Origin of the sequence: Anabaena catenula FACHB-362 (assembly GCF_014698735.1) — a bacterium.
In the GTDB taxonomy this organism is placed as follows: domain Bacteria; phylum Cyanobacteriota; class Cyanobacteriia; order Cyanobacteriales; family Nostocaceae; genus Anabaena; species Anabaena variabilis_A.
The window spans coordinates 16,136-32,195 of sequence record NZ_JACJTQ010000014.1 but is presented as its reverse complement, the minus strand read 5'-3'; the positions used below and the strand labels follow the sequence as shown (position 1 = coordinate 32,195).

14 protein-coding genes are annotated in these 16,060 nt (G+C 37.5%); 3 read left to right on the top strand and 11 right to left on the bottom strand.

Features of this window, described 5'->3' with window-relative positions:
- Positions 1 to 174 precede the first annotated feature (174 nt).
- A complete protein-coding gene (locus H6G68_RS11155) occupies positions 175 to 2,733 on the top strand; it encodes a CHAT domain-containing protein (RefSeq protein ID WP_190906719.1) in 2,559 nt (852 codons plus the stop codon).
- A gap of 168 nt (positions 2,734 to 2,901) precedes the next feature.
- On the opposite strand, the gene H6G68_RS11150 is transcribed toward H6G68_RS11155, so the two are convergent.
- The 8 genes from H6G68_RS11150 to H6G68_RS11115 all read right to left on the bottom strand — a co-directional run bounded on the left by H6G68_RS11150 (position 2,902) and on the right by H6G68_RS11115 (position 9,530).
- Entirely contained in the window at positions 2,902 to 4,668 is a 1,767-nt protein-coding gene (locus H6G68_RS11150; protein ID WP_190906718.1) for a ShlB/FhaC/HecB family hemolysin secretion/activation protein, read from the bottom strand.
- Between the two features lie 466 nt (positions 4,669 to 5,134).
- Positions 5,135 to 5,746, bottom strand: coding sequence for a class I SAM-dependent methyltransferase (locus H6G68_RS11145; protein ID WP_190906717.1), 612 nt, complete (start codon positions 5,744 to 5,746; stop codon positions 5,135 to 5,137).
- Positions 5,747 to 6,149: 403 nt separating this feature from the next.
- Positions 6,150 to 6,521 carry a hypothetical protein gene (locus H6G68_RS11140; protein WP_127055935.1) on the bottom strand — a complete coding sequence of 124 codons (372 nt, stop codon included), beginning with the start codon at positions 6,519 to 6,521 and terminating at the stop codon, positions 6,150 to 6,152.
- The gene (locus tag H6G68_RS11135; protein ID WP_127055936.1) at positions 6,514 to 7,515 is read right to left on the bottom strand and encodes an LLM class flavin-dependent oxidoreductase; all 1,002 of its coding nucleotides are present in this window, start codon (positions 7,513 to 7,515) and stop codon (positions 6,514 to 6,516) included. Before H6G68_RS11135 ends, H6G68_RS11140 begins: the two co-directional genes overlap by 8 nt.
- A 126-nt stretch (positions 7,516 to 7,641) precedes the next feature.
- A complete protein-coding gene (locus H6G68_RS11130; protein WP_127055969.1) occupies positions 7,642 to 7,977 on the bottom strand; it encodes a hypothetical protein in 336 nt (111 codons plus the stop codon).
- 510 nt (positions 7,978 to 8,487) lie between these two features.
- A complete protein-coding gene (locus tag H6G68_RS11125) occupies positions 8,488 to 8,799 on the bottom strand; it encodes a hypothetical protein (RefSeq protein WP_016949635.1) in 312 nt (103 codons plus the stop codon).
- Positions 8,800 to 8,801: 2 nt separating this feature from the next.
- Positions 8,802 to 9,065 carry a hypothetical protein gene (locus tag H6G68_RS11120; RefSeq protein ID WP_071188923.1) on the bottom strand — a complete coding sequence of 88 codons (264 nt, stop codon included), beginning with the start codon at positions 9,063 to 9,065 and terminating at the stop codon, positions 8,802 to 8,804.
- Between the two features lie 36 nt (positions 9,066 to 9,101).
- On the bottom strand, positions 9,102 to 9,530 hold the full coding sequence (locus H6G68_RS11115) for a hypothetical protein (RefSeq protein WP_190906716.1): 429 nt from the start codon (positions 9,528 to 9,530) through the stop codon (positions 9,102 to 9,104).
- A 1,059-nt stretch (positions 9,531 to 10,589) separates the two neighbouring features.
- Here H6G68_RS11115 and cysK point away from each other — a divergent pair.
- Positions 10,590 to 11,531 (top strand): cysteine synthase A, encoded by a 942-nt coding sequence (cysK, locus tag H6G68_RS11110; RefSeq protein ID WP_190906715.1) that lies wholly within the window; start codon positions 10,590 to 10,592, stop codon positions 11,529 to 11,531.
- Between the two features lie 167 nt (positions 11,532 to 11,698).
- Here cysK and H6G68_RS11105 read toward each other — a convergent pair whose 3' ends face one another.
- The 3 genes from H6G68_RS11105 to H6G68_RS11095 form a co-directional block, all read right to left on the bottom strand.
- Positions 11,699 to 12,190, bottom strand: a complete 492-nt coding sequence (locus H6G68_RS11105) for an ArsC/Spx/MgsR family protein (protein WP_190906714.1) — start codon at positions 12,188 to 12,190, stop codon at positions 11,699 to 11,701.
- Between the two features lie 195 nt (positions 12,191 to 12,385).
- Entirely contained in the window at positions 12,386 to 12,997 is a 612-nt protein-coding gene (locus tag H6G68_RS11100) for a cysteine dioxygenase family protein (protein WP_190906713.1), read from the bottom strand.
- Between the two features lie 228 nt (positions 12,998 to 13,225).
- Positions 13,226 to 13,711, bottom strand: coding sequence for a hypothetical protein (locus tag H6G68_RS11095; protein WP_190906712.1), 486 nt, complete (start codon positions 13,709 to 13,711; stop codon positions 13,226 to 13,228).
- 404 nt (positions 13,712 to 14,115) lie between these two features.
- Between H6G68_RS11095 and H6G68_RS11090 the strand changes: the two genes are divergently transcribed.
- Positions 14,116 to 15,921, top strand: coding sequence for a bifunctional serine/threonine-protein kinase/formylglycine-generating enzyme family protein (locus tag H6G68_RS11090; protein WP_190906711.1), 1,806 nt, complete (start codon positions 14,116 to 14,118; stop codon positions 15,919 to 15,921).
- Positions 15,922 to 16,060 lie beyond the last annotated feature (139 nt).

Sequence of the window (16,060 nt, the reverse complement as noted above, 5' to 3'; positions counted from 1 at the left end):
GCGGTTATCGGTTGGATGCAATACAATCAAGGGCGGGGAAACCCCGCCCCTACAGGGTTTACGATTAAATGACTTGATATCAAAAAACTCTCTGCCTCTAAAACTCCTACTCTTTGCGTCTCTGCTTGAAAAAAATCACCCTCTTAATCAGCAACACACAAAACGGTAAATACCATGAAAAAGATTTACTTTCTAATTCTGACTTTATTATCTCTAGCTTGCAGTTTTCAAATAGATGCGGTGAGAGCAAATACGACTCTTAATAATAGTGGTAATTATGTCAATAATCAAATTATAATAAATTCCCTTTCTCTAGAACAAAAAGCTCAACAATTATATCAACAAGGACAATTTAAACCAGCTATTTCATTGTTGCAAAAAGCTATTAAAAGCTATGGGGAACAAGGTGATCTAGTTGGTGAGGTGATAGCTTGGAGAAATCTAGCTTTAGTCTATCAAAAAATCGGAGACTTGGCACAGGCAAACCAAGCCATAACAACCGCTCTTAATAGTCTTGAAAAAATAGCAGATATCAAAGAACGCCAACAAATTTTAGCTCAAACCCTGGAAGTTCAAGGACAATTACATCTGTCTATGGGTAATTCCCAAAAAGCTTTAGACACTTGGAATCTTGCTGCCAATACATATCAAAAAATTGGCGAAAATACAGGAGTAATTAGAAGCAAAATCAACCAAGCTCAGGCATTACAGGCTTTAGGATTATATAATCAATGTGTCAAAACTTTAACAGACACTCAGAAAAGTCTTGAACAACAACCAGATAGCCTACTCAAAGCTAAATCACTCCAAAGTTTAGGAGATGTGTTGCGTAGTATCAGACAATTAGATAAGTCTCAAGCAGCTTTGGAGCAAAGTTTAGTATTATCCCGAAAATTATCCTCTCCGTCAGCAATTACCGAAACACTTTTGAGTTTAGGCAAAACCACAAGATTACAAAAAGATCAAGCTCAAATAGCCCTAAATTACTATCAACAAGCTGTTAAAGAATCCCCTTCATCTGATTTGATGATTCAGGCACAGTTATCCCAATTAGAGCTATTGTTAGACGAAAAGCGATTGTCAGCAGCCAAAGAATTAATCCCACAAATCCAAAGCAGCTTTACTCAATTACCTCCTAGTCGCACAGCGGTTTATTCCCGCATTACTTTAGCTAGAACTCTCCTCAAATCGAGTCAAGAAAATTATTCCCAACCCCTAATTGCCAATGAACTGGCAACAGCAATCCAATTAGCAAAGAACTTAGACGATAAAAGAGCCGAAAGTTATGCAATGGGAACTTTAGGAAATCTCTATGAACAGAATCAACGCTATGAAGAAGCGCGAAAATTAACTGAAAAAGCCTTGCTTCTTTCTCAAAGTAACAACGCACCAGAACTTAGTTATGAATGGCAGTGGCAATTAGGCAGAGTTCTCACAGCCCAAAAAGAACAAAAAGGTGCGATCGCAGCTTACACAAAATCAGTTAAAACTCTTCAATCTATACGCACTGACATAGTAGCAATTAGCTCAGAAGCCCAGTTTGACTTTAGAGAGCGTGTTGAACCAGTCTATCGAGAGCTAGTTGCATTACTATTGCAACCAGAAGCTACTCAAGAAGACCTCAAACAAGCCAGAGAAGTAATTGAATCATTGCAACTAGCTGAACTAGATAACTTCTTTCGTAATGCTTGTTTAGATGCTAAACCTGTACAAATTGACCAAATTGACCCCACATCAGCGATATTTTATACAATTATTCTCAAAGACCGTTTAGAAGTAATTGTGGCTCTACCTCAGAAACCTCTACGCCACTACAATAAAATATTACCTCAGTCAACAATAGAAGCCAATATCGCCGCACTACGGGCTGCTGTCGCTAGTCCCAGAGAACGAACTTTAAATAAAAACAGGCTAAAACTCTCCCAAGAAATTTATAACTGGTTAATAAGTAAGATTGAAGGAGAACTGCAAACTAGTAATATCACAAATCTAGTTTTTATCTCAGATGGAGCTTTACGAAATATTCCTATGTCCATTCTTCATGATGGTAAACAATACCTAATTGAAAAATATAGTATTGCTCTCGCACCCAGTTTACAACTGATAGATCCTAAAGCTTTAGCTAGAGAAAAAATTCAGCTTCTTGGTGGTGGATTAAGTGAAGCTCGTCTAGGTTTTTCTGAACTTCCTAATGTCATCACTGAATTGGAACTAATTAAAGTTCAGGTTCCTAATTCATTTTTGCTAAAAAATGATTCTTTCACTGATAATAAGTTGGAGCAAACTGTTAAAGAAAATGCTTATCAAGTAGTTCATTTAGCTACTCACGGTGAATTCAGTTCTAAAGCTGAAGATACATTTATTCTCACTTGGGATCAACGACTCAATGTCGATCAATTAAATAGTCTTTTACGTTCTAATAGAAACCAGATTCGCCCAATTGAATTACTGGTTCTCAGTGCTTGTAAAACTGCTGCTGGAGACAAAAGAGCCTCATTAGGATTAGCCGGTGTGGCAGTGAGAGCAGGGGCGCGTAGTACTCTTGCTAGTCTTTGGTATGTCGATGATGAAGCTACTGCCTTATTAATGACGAAATTCTATGAGGAATTAGCTAACAGCAAACTTACTAAAGCTGAAGTTATTCGCCGCGCTCAACTCACAATTTTACAAACTAAGAATTTTTCCCATCCCTATTATTGGTCAGCATTTGTTTTAGTAGGAAATTGGCTTTAATTCCTCCTAGTTGTCATGCTTCTTCTGGTATAGCAGGTGACAGGTAATACTGTTTCACTTTAAGGTTGATACAAATGGACAGAAGCTCTTACGCAGAGACTAATTTGTAGCTTTAATTAAGTGATGTGAAAAGTCTGTTTAGAGAATTTTATGCCTTGACAAAAATATCTAAAAAGGTTTATATTCTACCGAGAAATAAAGTCCATTTTCTTGTAAAGAATTTCCGCTTTTTTCGACATTAAGTAAAGGAATACCCCAATCAATTTTGGCGTTAAAATTTTCCCCTACTAGCAAGCGCAAACCTACACCTACAGAAGTTAAAGTTTGCTGTTTGATATCTACATCAGAGCTAGAGTGATTCCAAACAGTACCCACATCAAAAAAGGGAGATACTTGTAAAGTGGTTTCCAACTTAGGAATGCGAAGAATGGAGGTACGAACTTCTGCGGAAGCAAATAAGCCATTATCAGCTAATAAATAATCCTGTCGATAACCGCGTACACTTTGTTGTCCACCGGCGCTAAATTGTTCTAAAGCAACTAAAGGACGATCGCTCAATTGGATATCTGACCTCAGTACTAAAGTTGTATCTGGTGTTAATAAGCGTAAGTACTGGGTTTGTCCGCGCCATGTCACAAACTGACTATCAGGGGCTGAGTCATTATTTGTGGCATTAAAAGCATCAATACCAAAGCTAAATTGCGATCGCACCGCAAAGACTTGTACATTATCCCGCTGAGTATATTCCTGAAAAAAGCGGATAGCAGAAATCCTCGTTTCCCCCTGATCATTTGCACCTGGAGATAAGGAAAAAGGCTCATTTAACAGGGATGTTTCTGATTCTTGTCTAGAACCAGTTATCCCCAGGGTAAATTCTTGATTAGGGGTTTGGTACAGGGGTTGACGGTAGGTAATTTGATAATTGCGAGATGCAGATTGAATATCTAAGACGTTAAAGGGTTCTTCAATAATATTAGTATTGGTGCGACTGTAGCTCAACCCGATAGTACCGTTTTGGGGGTTAATGGGGACAGTGTAGCTCAGATCATCGATAGAGTTGCTACCGTCAGTATTGGTATAGCCAACATGAAAGCGATCGCCAAATCCTAACAGATTATTGTGATTGATTTGCGCTTGACGACGTACAGTCCCAACACTAGGCGATCGCTGATTATCAATACTTATCTGCGTTGAAAAAGCATCTTTCTCTCGCACCTTAATCTCTAACACACTCACACCGGGACGGGAACCAGCGGCTAATTCTGCTGATAAGCCAGCAATTAGAGGATCAAGTTGCAGCATTTGCAAAGCTAGAAGTAAGCGATTTTGATCCAAGGGAGTCTTTGTTCCTAATCCCAATCTACTGCGAACATAACCAGGTTGTAATCGTTTTAAACCGGAAATATTAATTGATTCCACCTCACCTTCAATCACTGCAATTTTCACAGTCCCATCTTGCAATTCTTGGGGAGGTATATAGGCTCCAGAAGTGATGTATCCCCGCTGCACATATAATTGATTAATAGTTTCTTGAACTTGCTGTAATTCAGCAAAAGAAATCGGGCGTTTAGTAAAAGGTTCTAGTAATTTTGCTAGTTCTTTTGGACTAAAAACAGTACTACCAATAACTTCAAATTTTATAACTGTAATTTTCCCAGGAATCTGATCAAAAGATGGTTGGGGGATTAATGGATTTGGCTCGGTTTTTGGGAATAAGTCTTCCAGCGGTGGTAAGGTGTTTTCTGGTAAAGGTTGAGGATTAGGTAATACTGACGGTTGTTTTTCTGTTCCTCTTAGTTGCTCAAGTGTCGGTGTTCCAGTTTGGATAATTACTTGAGCATTGACTGGTAAGAGAAGACTGGGAATAAAAAATTCAAAAGACAAAATGGAAAAATAAAATATCCATTGTTTTAACTTTTGGTTATTACTCTTCATGATAATTAAATCTGATCTCTTAAATCTAATAGCTAGAATGCAGACTGAATAACCGATATAGTGATTTCACTTACCGATAGATATTATATAGAAATAGTATTTGAATTTTGAAAAAATCTAAGTATTTTTAGGGTGCGTTAGGCAAAGACGTAACGCACCTTAAACTTGATTAATGGTGCGTTACGCTATCGCTCTAAGCGTAGCCTGTCCCGCAAGGGCTTTACGCACCCTACGTATCTTGATGGCTCCACCTCCCGTAAGGGATACAAAAATCAAATATTAGTCCTATACATTTATAGTATATCTTTTTATACTCTAGCAACCGCCAAGATGGTTAGAACATTAACTGATAGCGCAGCCTAAGAGACACTAAAAAGCTTTTAGCACTCAATACCTTCGCCATTTTTCTGTAGGTTGGTTTGAGCGTAGCAAAACCCAACTTAAGAATCAGGAATTATTCTAATTGTTAAGCAGGTTTTGTGAAAATTGTCAACAACACAAAACCTAATAAATAGTAGTGACCTAAGCATGAAAGTCCGACATCAGAACCTAGTTGTTCACGCTGTTCTCCACTATAAAATTTGATTCCTGCCGGAGATTTTGCCATGAGTTGAAATGCTGGATTACTGGCAGTTATATCAACTAAATAAAAACGTCCACCGGGAGAAAGTACTCGTGCTACTTCACTAAAAACTTGTTCTGGTTGAGGATAATGTAAGAAACTGATAGTGTTAAATACCGCATCAAATTGACCTTCTGCAAAGGGCAGTGATTCGGCATTCCCTTCAACATAAATTAATCGGGGACGGTGACGATTGTTTTGTCTAGCTACCCGCAACATCTGGGGAGATAAATCTAATCCTGTTCCCCGGATTTCCGGAAACTGACTCGCTAATCTATCTAATAATCTTCCAGTTCCACAACCTAAATCAAGGACATTGGCATTTGGTGATAATTCAACTTTAGAAAGCAATCTTTTATGAATAGCTTGATAAATAAAAGAGGGAAAAGTCCAATCGTAACTGGATGACCAACGGTCAAAAAGTTGTTTTTTGTTATTTATAGTGTTACTGTTCATGGCTTGTATATTCTGATATTTATTTGATTATATAGCTGTAGCCAGGATAATTAGGACATTATTAATCCTTGAAACTTAGATATAATAAGGCTTTCCCTCCTGCCTCCTGCCCTCTGCCTCCTGCCTCCTGCTATAACTATAGGAATAATATTTGGTTTTTGAAATATACGTAGAGTGGGCAATGCCCACCGCCGCAATGATTTGTAATATCAAATCACTTAATTAAAGATACAAATGAATCTCCGCGTCTGTCCATTTGTATCAACCTGAAAGTGAAACGGTATAAGGCATAACCCTACCTACGAGACTTAAAATTTTTCAGCTATCATTAATGATTCCTCTAGATAGATCCTCGACTTGTTTGAGAAGTCAAGGATCTGGTCATGGAAATCTAATTTATAACTTACAACCAGTCTCGATAAGCCGAGATTTCATTGATGCCAATTTCAAAGGGCATTCCTTTGCCAAATGGCGGATAAACTCGGATTTTCGCGTCTGTGGTAAATCGTTCCAGCCGATTACCCAATTGAGGAATATTACTGACTATATGCCAGTAAGATACTATATCTGGACAGTCTACAATCAGCATCAGAGTGGTAAGATGAGTTGTCATATACCACTGACAATTAGATAACAGAACTTGGGTAATGCGATCGCACGAATGATAAAAGCATCTCCCAATAGACTGTTCTAATTCCATATGTAGCATTCCGTCCTGTTTTGTCACCTCCACAGGAGGTAAGTCATCAGGAGGAAGCAAGGGGAGTTTAGACATAATTTCGCACCTCTTGATTGTAGCGCTGCAAACTCTCTCGATTTTTTTGCAAAGAAGAAGATGAGGGTTTGAGCGCTAGTGTGCCGAGATCTAATTCGTCCTGAAATTTCTTGATTTTGTCGCGGCAGGTTTCTACATCACCAATAATCGAATTTTCAAGCAAATAGTCTTCATCAAAACAGATATTTGTTCGATCAAATGGTTTCTGAGGCTGGGGACTATTCTGCATTACTTGAGTGGTGTTAGCGATCATTTTCTGGCTAAATTGGCGGATGAAAGGTAAGGCTTCACTTACAGCTTCATCAGAGGTTTTAGCCACAAAAAAGAACCGTGCTAACAGAAATTTATCCGCACCACTAGAATTTAATTGCCGATATTTGCTGACTGTATTCTTCAATCTTGTCAGGGAAAAGGGCGGACCCCCCATTAAGCCAAAGGAATTTTCAGCAGCAAATTTAATAGCATCATCATCACCACTGGCAATATAGACGGGGATAGGTTTTTGTAGTGGTTGGGGATAAACTGTCAAGCGATCGCACTGATAGAATTGCCCATTAAATGATACGTCAGTTTCATATAATAGCTTTTGAATAAGTGCTACCGCTTCTAGCATCATGGCGCGGGATTCAGACATCGATACGCCAAAATGCTGATTTTGTTGAGGAAAGGGTCCCCCTTTAGCTACCCCAAAAGCCAATCTACCACTACAAAGATTATCCAAAGTAGCAATATCCTCAGCTACCCGAATTGGGTTGTAAAACGGCAATAATACCGCCCCAGTCCCTAAACGAATAGTTGACGTAACACCCGCCAAATGTGCCATTAACAGCAAAAGTGACGGGCTGAGATTGGATTCATTAAAATGATGTTCACTCACCCAGGCTTCTTCAAAACCTAAGTTTTCCGCCTGTTTCACCAGTAAAACCTGTTCAAAGATGGCGCGACGGACATCGTGATGATGATTTTCGTAATTGCAGAAAAGTCCTGTTTTCATTTTTGGCAAACAAAATTTTAGTACAGCACAGCAGAAATAATTAAACAGTTAGCATCAGACAAAAACGTAAATTACATCAACATTATTGCCTTCTACTTTCTGCCTTTTAACTTCTACCTCCTTCCACTAAGCTGCCACTAAATGCAACTCTAACCATAAGCGCGGTTCGGATTGCTTAAGTTTAGACATCGGGTCGTGCAGCAATCGCTTGGCATTCATACAAACCACTTGAATGAGTCCCATATTGTCTGCTACTTCCCTCAGTATTTCTTTTTGCGCTTGCACATAGGGCAAAATATCTTCAGAACAATAAATCCCTACATATTGAAAGCGTTTAGCAGGTCGTCCCCAGAAGCAGGTGATGACTTTCACATGACACCCTTCCAGTAGTTCCCCAGTGTTCGGGTAATAGTGGTTAACGACTCTTGTGAATTCTTTAGCTAGGATATCTTCAGCAATCATTTGACTGACTATTTCTGTAGCGTCCATCACTGTAATTAGCATAACATAAATTTGTCATCCAAACCTGACAAAATGCCAATAAAAGTTAAATATATTATTAAAATAATTCGTAATTCGTAATTCGTAATTCGTAATTCGTAATTCGTAATTCGTAATTCGTAATTCGTAATTCGTAATTCGTAATTCGTAATTCGTAATTCGTTAAATACATCTTAAAAAAAAAAGAGGTGTACTCTAATTAAGTATCACCTCTAAATAATGACCATATATAATGAATTCAAAATTTATTAACTGGCACAATTGAGTAAGAGACACGGAAGAAGAGTCTTTTATCAGCTGTTTATTGTTGGGCAAAAGACAGTAATATCATGTCCACCTAATCACTTATCAAAAAAATTCTCCGCGTCAGAGCGTCTCTCTGTCTCCGCGTCAGTCTAAATGATAAGTATTCAACCGGACATGATATAAAACCGCTCCCCATCTCCGGTTGATTAGTACAGCACTTCTGAATTAACGGGAATTGCGTTCAGCCACTAAAACATCAGCTATAATATCTGGTACATTCTTTAGATCCACATATCCCTCAGAACCAGAGATAGGAGAATTAAATGTATAATTTGGGTCACAGGCTCCTGTATCGTAAACTTGAATAAACCACTTATCAGGAAAACCCTCAACACCCAATTCTACAATGTACCAAAACTCACCCATTAACCGCGAGTTAAAGATAGTAAACCAATCTCTGTAATCTTCAGAAATATTCCAGTCTGCCAAAAGGAATTCTAGAGCTATTTTTCCAGCATCAGTTGAAGTCAATAGCATTATTACTCCTGATGTGCAACCTCATTAGAAACTTCAGGATATAAACCCAATTGTTTAGCTAACTCCTTCGCTATAAAAAATAAAAACTGAGCGCCATCTTGATTGCCTTCATGAGCAAACATAGTAGCTACTTGTAACATTGAATGTACTAAACCAGAATCAACCAATTCGGGCTGAGATTCTAAAATTTCTGGTTCTTGACCATTAGGACATTGGAGCAATTCATCAATCAAATTAAAATATTGTGTTTGGCGTTCGTCTGTCATGGTTAATTAGTTTAGGGTGAATAAGAAAACTGAAACTTATTGCTCGATACTTTGTTGCCAAAGCCTTTCTAGCATTTCGACTTGTGCTTTAAAAACAGCAGTGCGATATACAAGATACCTGTCATAAACAAGAATACCGAAGCCAATACAAATAGGTGTACCCAAGACCAACCATTGCAAAATTGTAGCGATTCTGTATTGTTCTACTAGAATTTGCAGTTGTCCAAAAAAATTATATTTAGATAATTTTCTGTTAGCTGGAGATTGAGGAGTATTTATGCTCTCTGGTTGGAGAGATAAAGAATCAGAACCTTTATTAATATTGGTGACTTGACAGGATAAATTCTGTGTCTTAACTAACTCTATATGTCGTCCCCAAATTAAATTAAATACTAATAGCCCTGGAGAAAGCACAGCTAAAGTAACTAAGCAAACTGTCAAAATATTTAAAATTTTTAATTTCATCTTCGCTCTCCCTTGCTAGGTAGCATTAACCCAGTAAGAAAATGTATTTTATGGTTTATTACTGCACCTTATTATTGTCAATTCTCAAACAGCCATCAAATTTTAGATTCTCAATATACACCTAGTAGATGACACCCAATAATTTAAAATCTCAAATCTCAAATCTCAAATCTTCTAATTTTTTGCATCTAAAATTGGCAGGTTTATGAGTTACAACTAGATGTGCAATCTACTCATAAAGTATTACTAAGCAATTCAAAATTAAAAATCCCAAATATACTCCCTTTTGTATTCACTAATACTGACAGGATTTAACTGCTTTTGAAGAGAGATTAGAACCGACTTAGGGGTAAGAAGTCCCCCCTAGTTCTCCAGACTTTCGTCTAGGAATTTCGGGGGGTAGAGGGGAATCTCTGCGTAAATCCTATTCATGTTTATAGCAGTCACCTCTCCAGAACACAGTTTACCCCACCGGGATTAAGATTATTAAACTCATTACAATAGTACTCAAAGCCTAAAAGACTTATCTACTCAGACTTATAAAATTTATTTGGGGTAGAGGTGCTAGTGTTTTTGATAGGGGGTACTAGCATTTATCTGCTGGGGTTCGGGGAAGTTTGTACTCAACTTCAACCCATTATAGGCTAATGTTTGAGGATATTTGAAGGTGATTATTAGCAGTAAAAACTTGTACTCAAATAACAATATATCATGACAAAGTGGAACTGAATTTAAAATAAACTAAATAGCTCAAAAAAACAATTAAATTTTGTAAAACCGATTATTTTTTCAACATACAAGCACATTATTTAGATGCTGATTATTTTGGGTTTTGCATCTTCACCCAGTAAAATTGATACTATCTTGGTAGCAAATCCTAGTCTTTTTTGGGTTGTGTGCCATGAATATTTTGACTCAACACCAAGGCATCATCACTATTTTAAGCAGCCGTGATATCTGCTCCCAGTAAATGTTACTTAACTACAAATTAAATAAGTAAAAACCTATTATTATGAGTAAGGACTTAGAAGTAATATTTAGAATTTTAGGAGTTAATAAATGCGAATTGCTCAAGACGTAACAGAACTTATTGGCACAACACCCTTAGTTCAGCTGAACAAAATTCCCCAAGCAGAAGGAGTAGTTGCCAGAATAGTTGTTAAATTAGAAAGCATGAACCCAGCGGCTTCCGTCAAAGACCGAATTGGGTTGAGTATGGTACTTTCAGCCGAAGCAGAGGGTTTAATTACCCCAGGAAAAACCGTTTTAGTCGAACCTACCTCTGGTAACACCGGCATAGCTTTAGCAATGGTAGCAGCTGCCCGTGGCTACAGTTTGATTTTAACCATGCCAGAAACCATGAGCCAAGAAAGACGTGCCATGCTGCGCGCTTATGGTGCAACGTTGGAGTTAACACCTGGTCCCCAAGGAATGCGGGGAGCAATTAGCAAAGCTGAGGAAATAGTGGCTCAGACTCCCAATGCGTTTATGTTGCAACAATTCCGCAACCCAGCAAATCCGAAAGTTCACCGAGAAACAACGGCTGAGGAAATTTGGACAGATACTGACGGGGAAGCAGATATATTAATTGCTGGTGTAGGAACCGGAGGAACGATTACTGGTATTGCAGAGATACTTAAAGAACGCAAGCCAAGTTTTCAAGTGATTGCGGTTGAACCTAGCAACAGTCCTGTCCTCTCTGGAGGTGAACCCGGTTCCCATAAAATTCAAGGAATTGGTGCAGGATTTGTCCCCGATATTTTGCGTCAAGAATTAATTGATGAAGTGATTCGCGTCAGTGACGAACAAGCAATGTCTTATGGACGCAGATTAGCAAAAGAAGAAGGTTTATTATCAGGAATATCATCTGGTGCGGCTTTGTGTGCGGCTATTCAAGTCGGTAAGCGTCCAGAAAATGCTGGTAAATTAATTGTGATGATTCAGCCTTCTTTTGGTGAACGCTATCTGAGTACAGCAATGTTTCAAGAATTGATGAGTTAATAAATTAACCTTAAAATTGAAACGCTCACATAATCAGGATATACAGAATTTGAAGATTTGCAAGATTGAGGATTATTCTGATTCATCCTGTAAATCCTTTAATCCTAAAAATCCTGATTCTGACATTTTTAATCATCAGAATCAGGATTTACTGAATATTGAAATATCTAATGCTGGTGTTGTTCTTTTCCGTGATGTTTACAACCACCTTCACCGTGATGGTGTTCGTGATTATGACCATGAGAGCAACCTTGGAGGTCTTGCTGCATTAGGCTTTCGCTAATTTCCTTCAACGACTTATCAGCAGCTTTTAAGCCTATCCATGCGTCGATTTTCTCGACATCAAAGCCTACTTCACGTCTATCCCCTACTTCCAGTAAAGGACGACGAATTAATAAAGGATCTCTGAGCATCATTACTAAAGCGGTGTCACCGTCAATCTTCTCAGGGTTAACCTCTCCAGATTTTACCCTCGGTGCGGCTTTGTTGAACCATTCAACTACAGGGCGATTTCCAAAAAATGAACGCAATCTTTCTGCTGTCCAAGGTTCTGTTAATAGACTGTATGTTACTACCTCATGACCTGCGGCTGTCAGCAAAACTTTTTGCTTTGTACCACCTTTACAGCCTGGTTTTTCATAGAAAATTACTCTGGCCATTGCTATATCTCCTATAAGGTTTTTATTCGATTTCTGGACAGCAAATAATTAACCGCAGATAAACGCAGATAAACGCAGATAAAAGAAAGATGGTGGGTTTTATTGATAGGTAAATATTCTGGATTTTTTACCTATTACTATTAGTTGCTATCTATTTATCACAATAATCATTTATTTCTGTTTTTGCCACTACATTTAAAATTTTTTAGCAATGTGGTTAATGATATCAAATTCAAATCTCTTTTTGGGATCGGTTTCTCCATATATATTAAATGTAACTGTTGGTTCTTCTCCCACAGCTTGCACGCAATGTATTGTATCAGGAGCAAAACTGATAATATCGCCTGGAAATAAATTGATTTCTCCGGTTTTTTCAATTTGATCAGGAAACTCTGGATGAGAACTGCGCCGCCAAAATGTATTTTTTTCCTCGCCTTTTAAGACTGCTACTACTCCCCATGTTCCATGATTATGAATATTGGAAATTGTCCCCGGTGCAAATGTGACTGTTTGCACGGTTAAGGGAAATCCTAATTCATCATATAACAGTAAAACTGATGTTCCTGCTTTACTATCAGGTTCTAAAAATTGACTATTTACCCAATAGGAATTTATAATTAATCGCCTGACCAGCATTCTAATTTCAGGGAGACGAGTTGATTCATCCTCAACATTATTGAGAACATCTTCTACCTCTGTCAGAAACCGATATAGGCGATAATTATCACGCAATAAATCCCATATTCTCGCTGATTTACAGATTTGATGCTCTCCATCTCCAGCGACAAACCAATCCTTACCTTGCATAATTTCTATCCTATCAATTAGGAATATTTGGGTAGGAAAATTATGGGAGGATTGGTTTGAGGCATCTTAGTTATAGGAGTCACAGGAGATGTAGGAAGCATGGGTAAGATAACATTATTGTTAGTAGATGTTGAGTGTGTGTGATCATAGATTTGGGTAGAAAACCAATTATTCATGGTGATTGGGGACTAGGTAATAGTTTTTGACAATTACAAATTACGAATTATTTTAATCATCTTCTTCTGGTGGACGGGTTAAAATATCCAGAAGAATGCCAGCACCAAAATCATTTTTGTCATCAATACCTTTAATTCTGGTACTGATTTCCTTGGCTTGCTCTAAATCTCCTAGTTTAGCTAATACCAAACCAGAAGCAGCATAAGCATTCAAGTACAATCTGATTTGTGGTTCTTCGTGTCGCTGAACTAAGATGGATTTTAGGTCTTCCCAATTATCAGGTAATTTTTCAATTTCTTTAATTTTAGCAATTAATTGCTGTGCTGTTGTCAGTGCTAGAGGATAATTATTTTTGTAGTAAAAATATCTATAAGCTGCAACTAAAACATCTGTATTTCCTTGGGTTTTAGCTAAAGCTTGTTGCATATATTTTTCTGAGAATTCTGTATTTTCCCAAGTCTGTGCTGCTAATATCAATAATTCCTTCACATCATCTGCTACATCAAACCATGAAAATTTGTTTTGGTTAGGTTGCATAATCTTGAAACATGATAAATTGTCTGAATCAGGATGTCCAGGATTTGAGGATTAACAGGATGTAATTTACCAATTACCAATTACCAATCTAATTTATTGTAGAACATACACTAGACGTAATTCTGTAAATTTTAGCTTATCTCAATATCTATCTTAAAAAATAATAAATAATTAATCAAAGTCATAACTTACACACAAATAATACCATCCTGTAAATCCTGAAATCCTGGATATCCTGATTCAGACAAAATTGATTTATTTCGCGCAAAGACGCAAAGGAGCAAAAGCGCAAAGAAGATATCCTGTAAATCCTTAAATCCTGGACATCCTGATTCAGACAATTAAAATCATGATTCAGACATTGCTTATGCTACAATCATCACTAGATATCCCCAGCAAATACCATGAGCCAATGTCTCAATCCTGACTGTCTTTACGAAAATCACCAGGGTACTAGCTTTTGTCAACGTTGTGGAAATAAAATCATTTTAGATGACCGTTATCTACCGATTAAATTTATCGGAGAAGGTGGTTTTGGGAGGACTTTTCAAGCTGTAGATGTGAAAAGATTAAATACTCCCTGTGTCATTAAACAATTTTTACCACAACAAGCCGGAAGCGCATCTTTACCAAAAGCTACGGAATTATTTCAACAAGAAGCTAAAAGACTGCAAGAGTTAGGAAAACATCCCCAAATACCAGATTTACTTGCCTTCTTTCCCCAGGATGGTAGATTGTATTTGGTACAGGAATTTATTGATGGTCAAAATTTATTCCAAGAGTTAAAAACTCAAGGTCAATTAAATGAATCCCAAATTAGAATTATTCTAACAGAATTATTGCCAGTCTTACAATTTATTCATGAAAATCAAGTCATTCATAGAGATATTAAACCAGAAAATATTATTAGAAGCAAAAGCGGTAAATTATTCCTAATTGATTTTGGTGTTTCTAAAGAAACAAGTGGCAGTATTTTAACTAAACTTGGTACGATTACAGGTACTCCTGGATATGCACCAACGGAACAATTTCGCGGGATGGTTTACCCAAGTAGTGATTTATATAGTTTAGCTGTTACTTGTGTACGTTTATTGACGGGATATTTTCCCAAAGCTGATGGTTCAGATGAGTTATTTGATACTTCTGTTATGGAGTGGAAATGGCAAAAGTATGTTTCTTTAAGTCAGGAATTAAGTGATGTTTTAGAAACTATGTTGCAAGATATTCCTAAAAAACGTTATCATTCAGCAGCAGAGGTTTTAGCAGCATTAAAAAATCCCATCAGTCAAAAAACTGTTGTCATTCCTAACCCACAACCTCCTCAAACACAACCAGGTTCTAATAACCCATTTAAACAAATTTTTCAACAGTTTATTTCTACCCCAACTAACTCACCTCAACCTGTAAATATTCAGTCTAATATTAAGCCTCAAGCTAGTAATGCTCAAACATCATTTACGGAAAATTTAGGTAATGGTGTACTGTTAGAAATGATTGCTATTCCTAATGGAACTTTTCTCATGGGTTCACCAGAAAATGAACCCGAAAGATATGATTCAGAAAGTCCCCAACATCGGGTGAATATTCAACCATTTTATATGGGCAAGTTTACTGTAACTCAGCCACAATGGGAAAGGGTGGCAGCGTTACCAAAAATTAAATCGGATCTAAATCCCAATCCTTCCCAGTTTTCTGGCAAAAATAGACCAGTGGAATGTGTTTCATGGCTTGATGCACAGGAGTTTTGCGCTAGGCTAAGTAAAGCTACAGGTAAAAAATATCGTCTACCTAGTGAAGCTGAATGGGAATACGCCTGTAGAGCCGGAACAACTACACCATTTTACTTTGGTGACAACATCACCACTGATTTGGCAAATTACAATGGTAAATATCCCTATAATTCCGGTGCAAAAGGTAAATATCGTCAACAAACTAATGATGTAGGTTCTTTTCCCCCTAACAAGTTTGGTTTATACGATATGCACGGGAATGTATGGGAATGGTGCGAAGATGACTGGCATAATAATTATATAAACGCGCCTACAAACGGTAGTGCTTGGATTAGACAATGTAACTCAAAATTGCTGCGCGGTGGTTCTTGGGACAGTAACGCTAGGGACTGTCGTTGTGCAAATCGCGTCAACGACTCCCGTGACTACTGGTACGTCAACGTGGGTTTCCGTGTAGTCGTCATTTCTAATAATTTATAGCTGTTTATACTTTTGATATTTTACCCTCTACACTTCTTTCCCTTTCTCCTAAGCATCAATTAACATTAATAATGTATCATTAATAATTTAATTCTGTAAATCTGGCTATCTTTTACCAGTTTATAATTAAATTATCAGT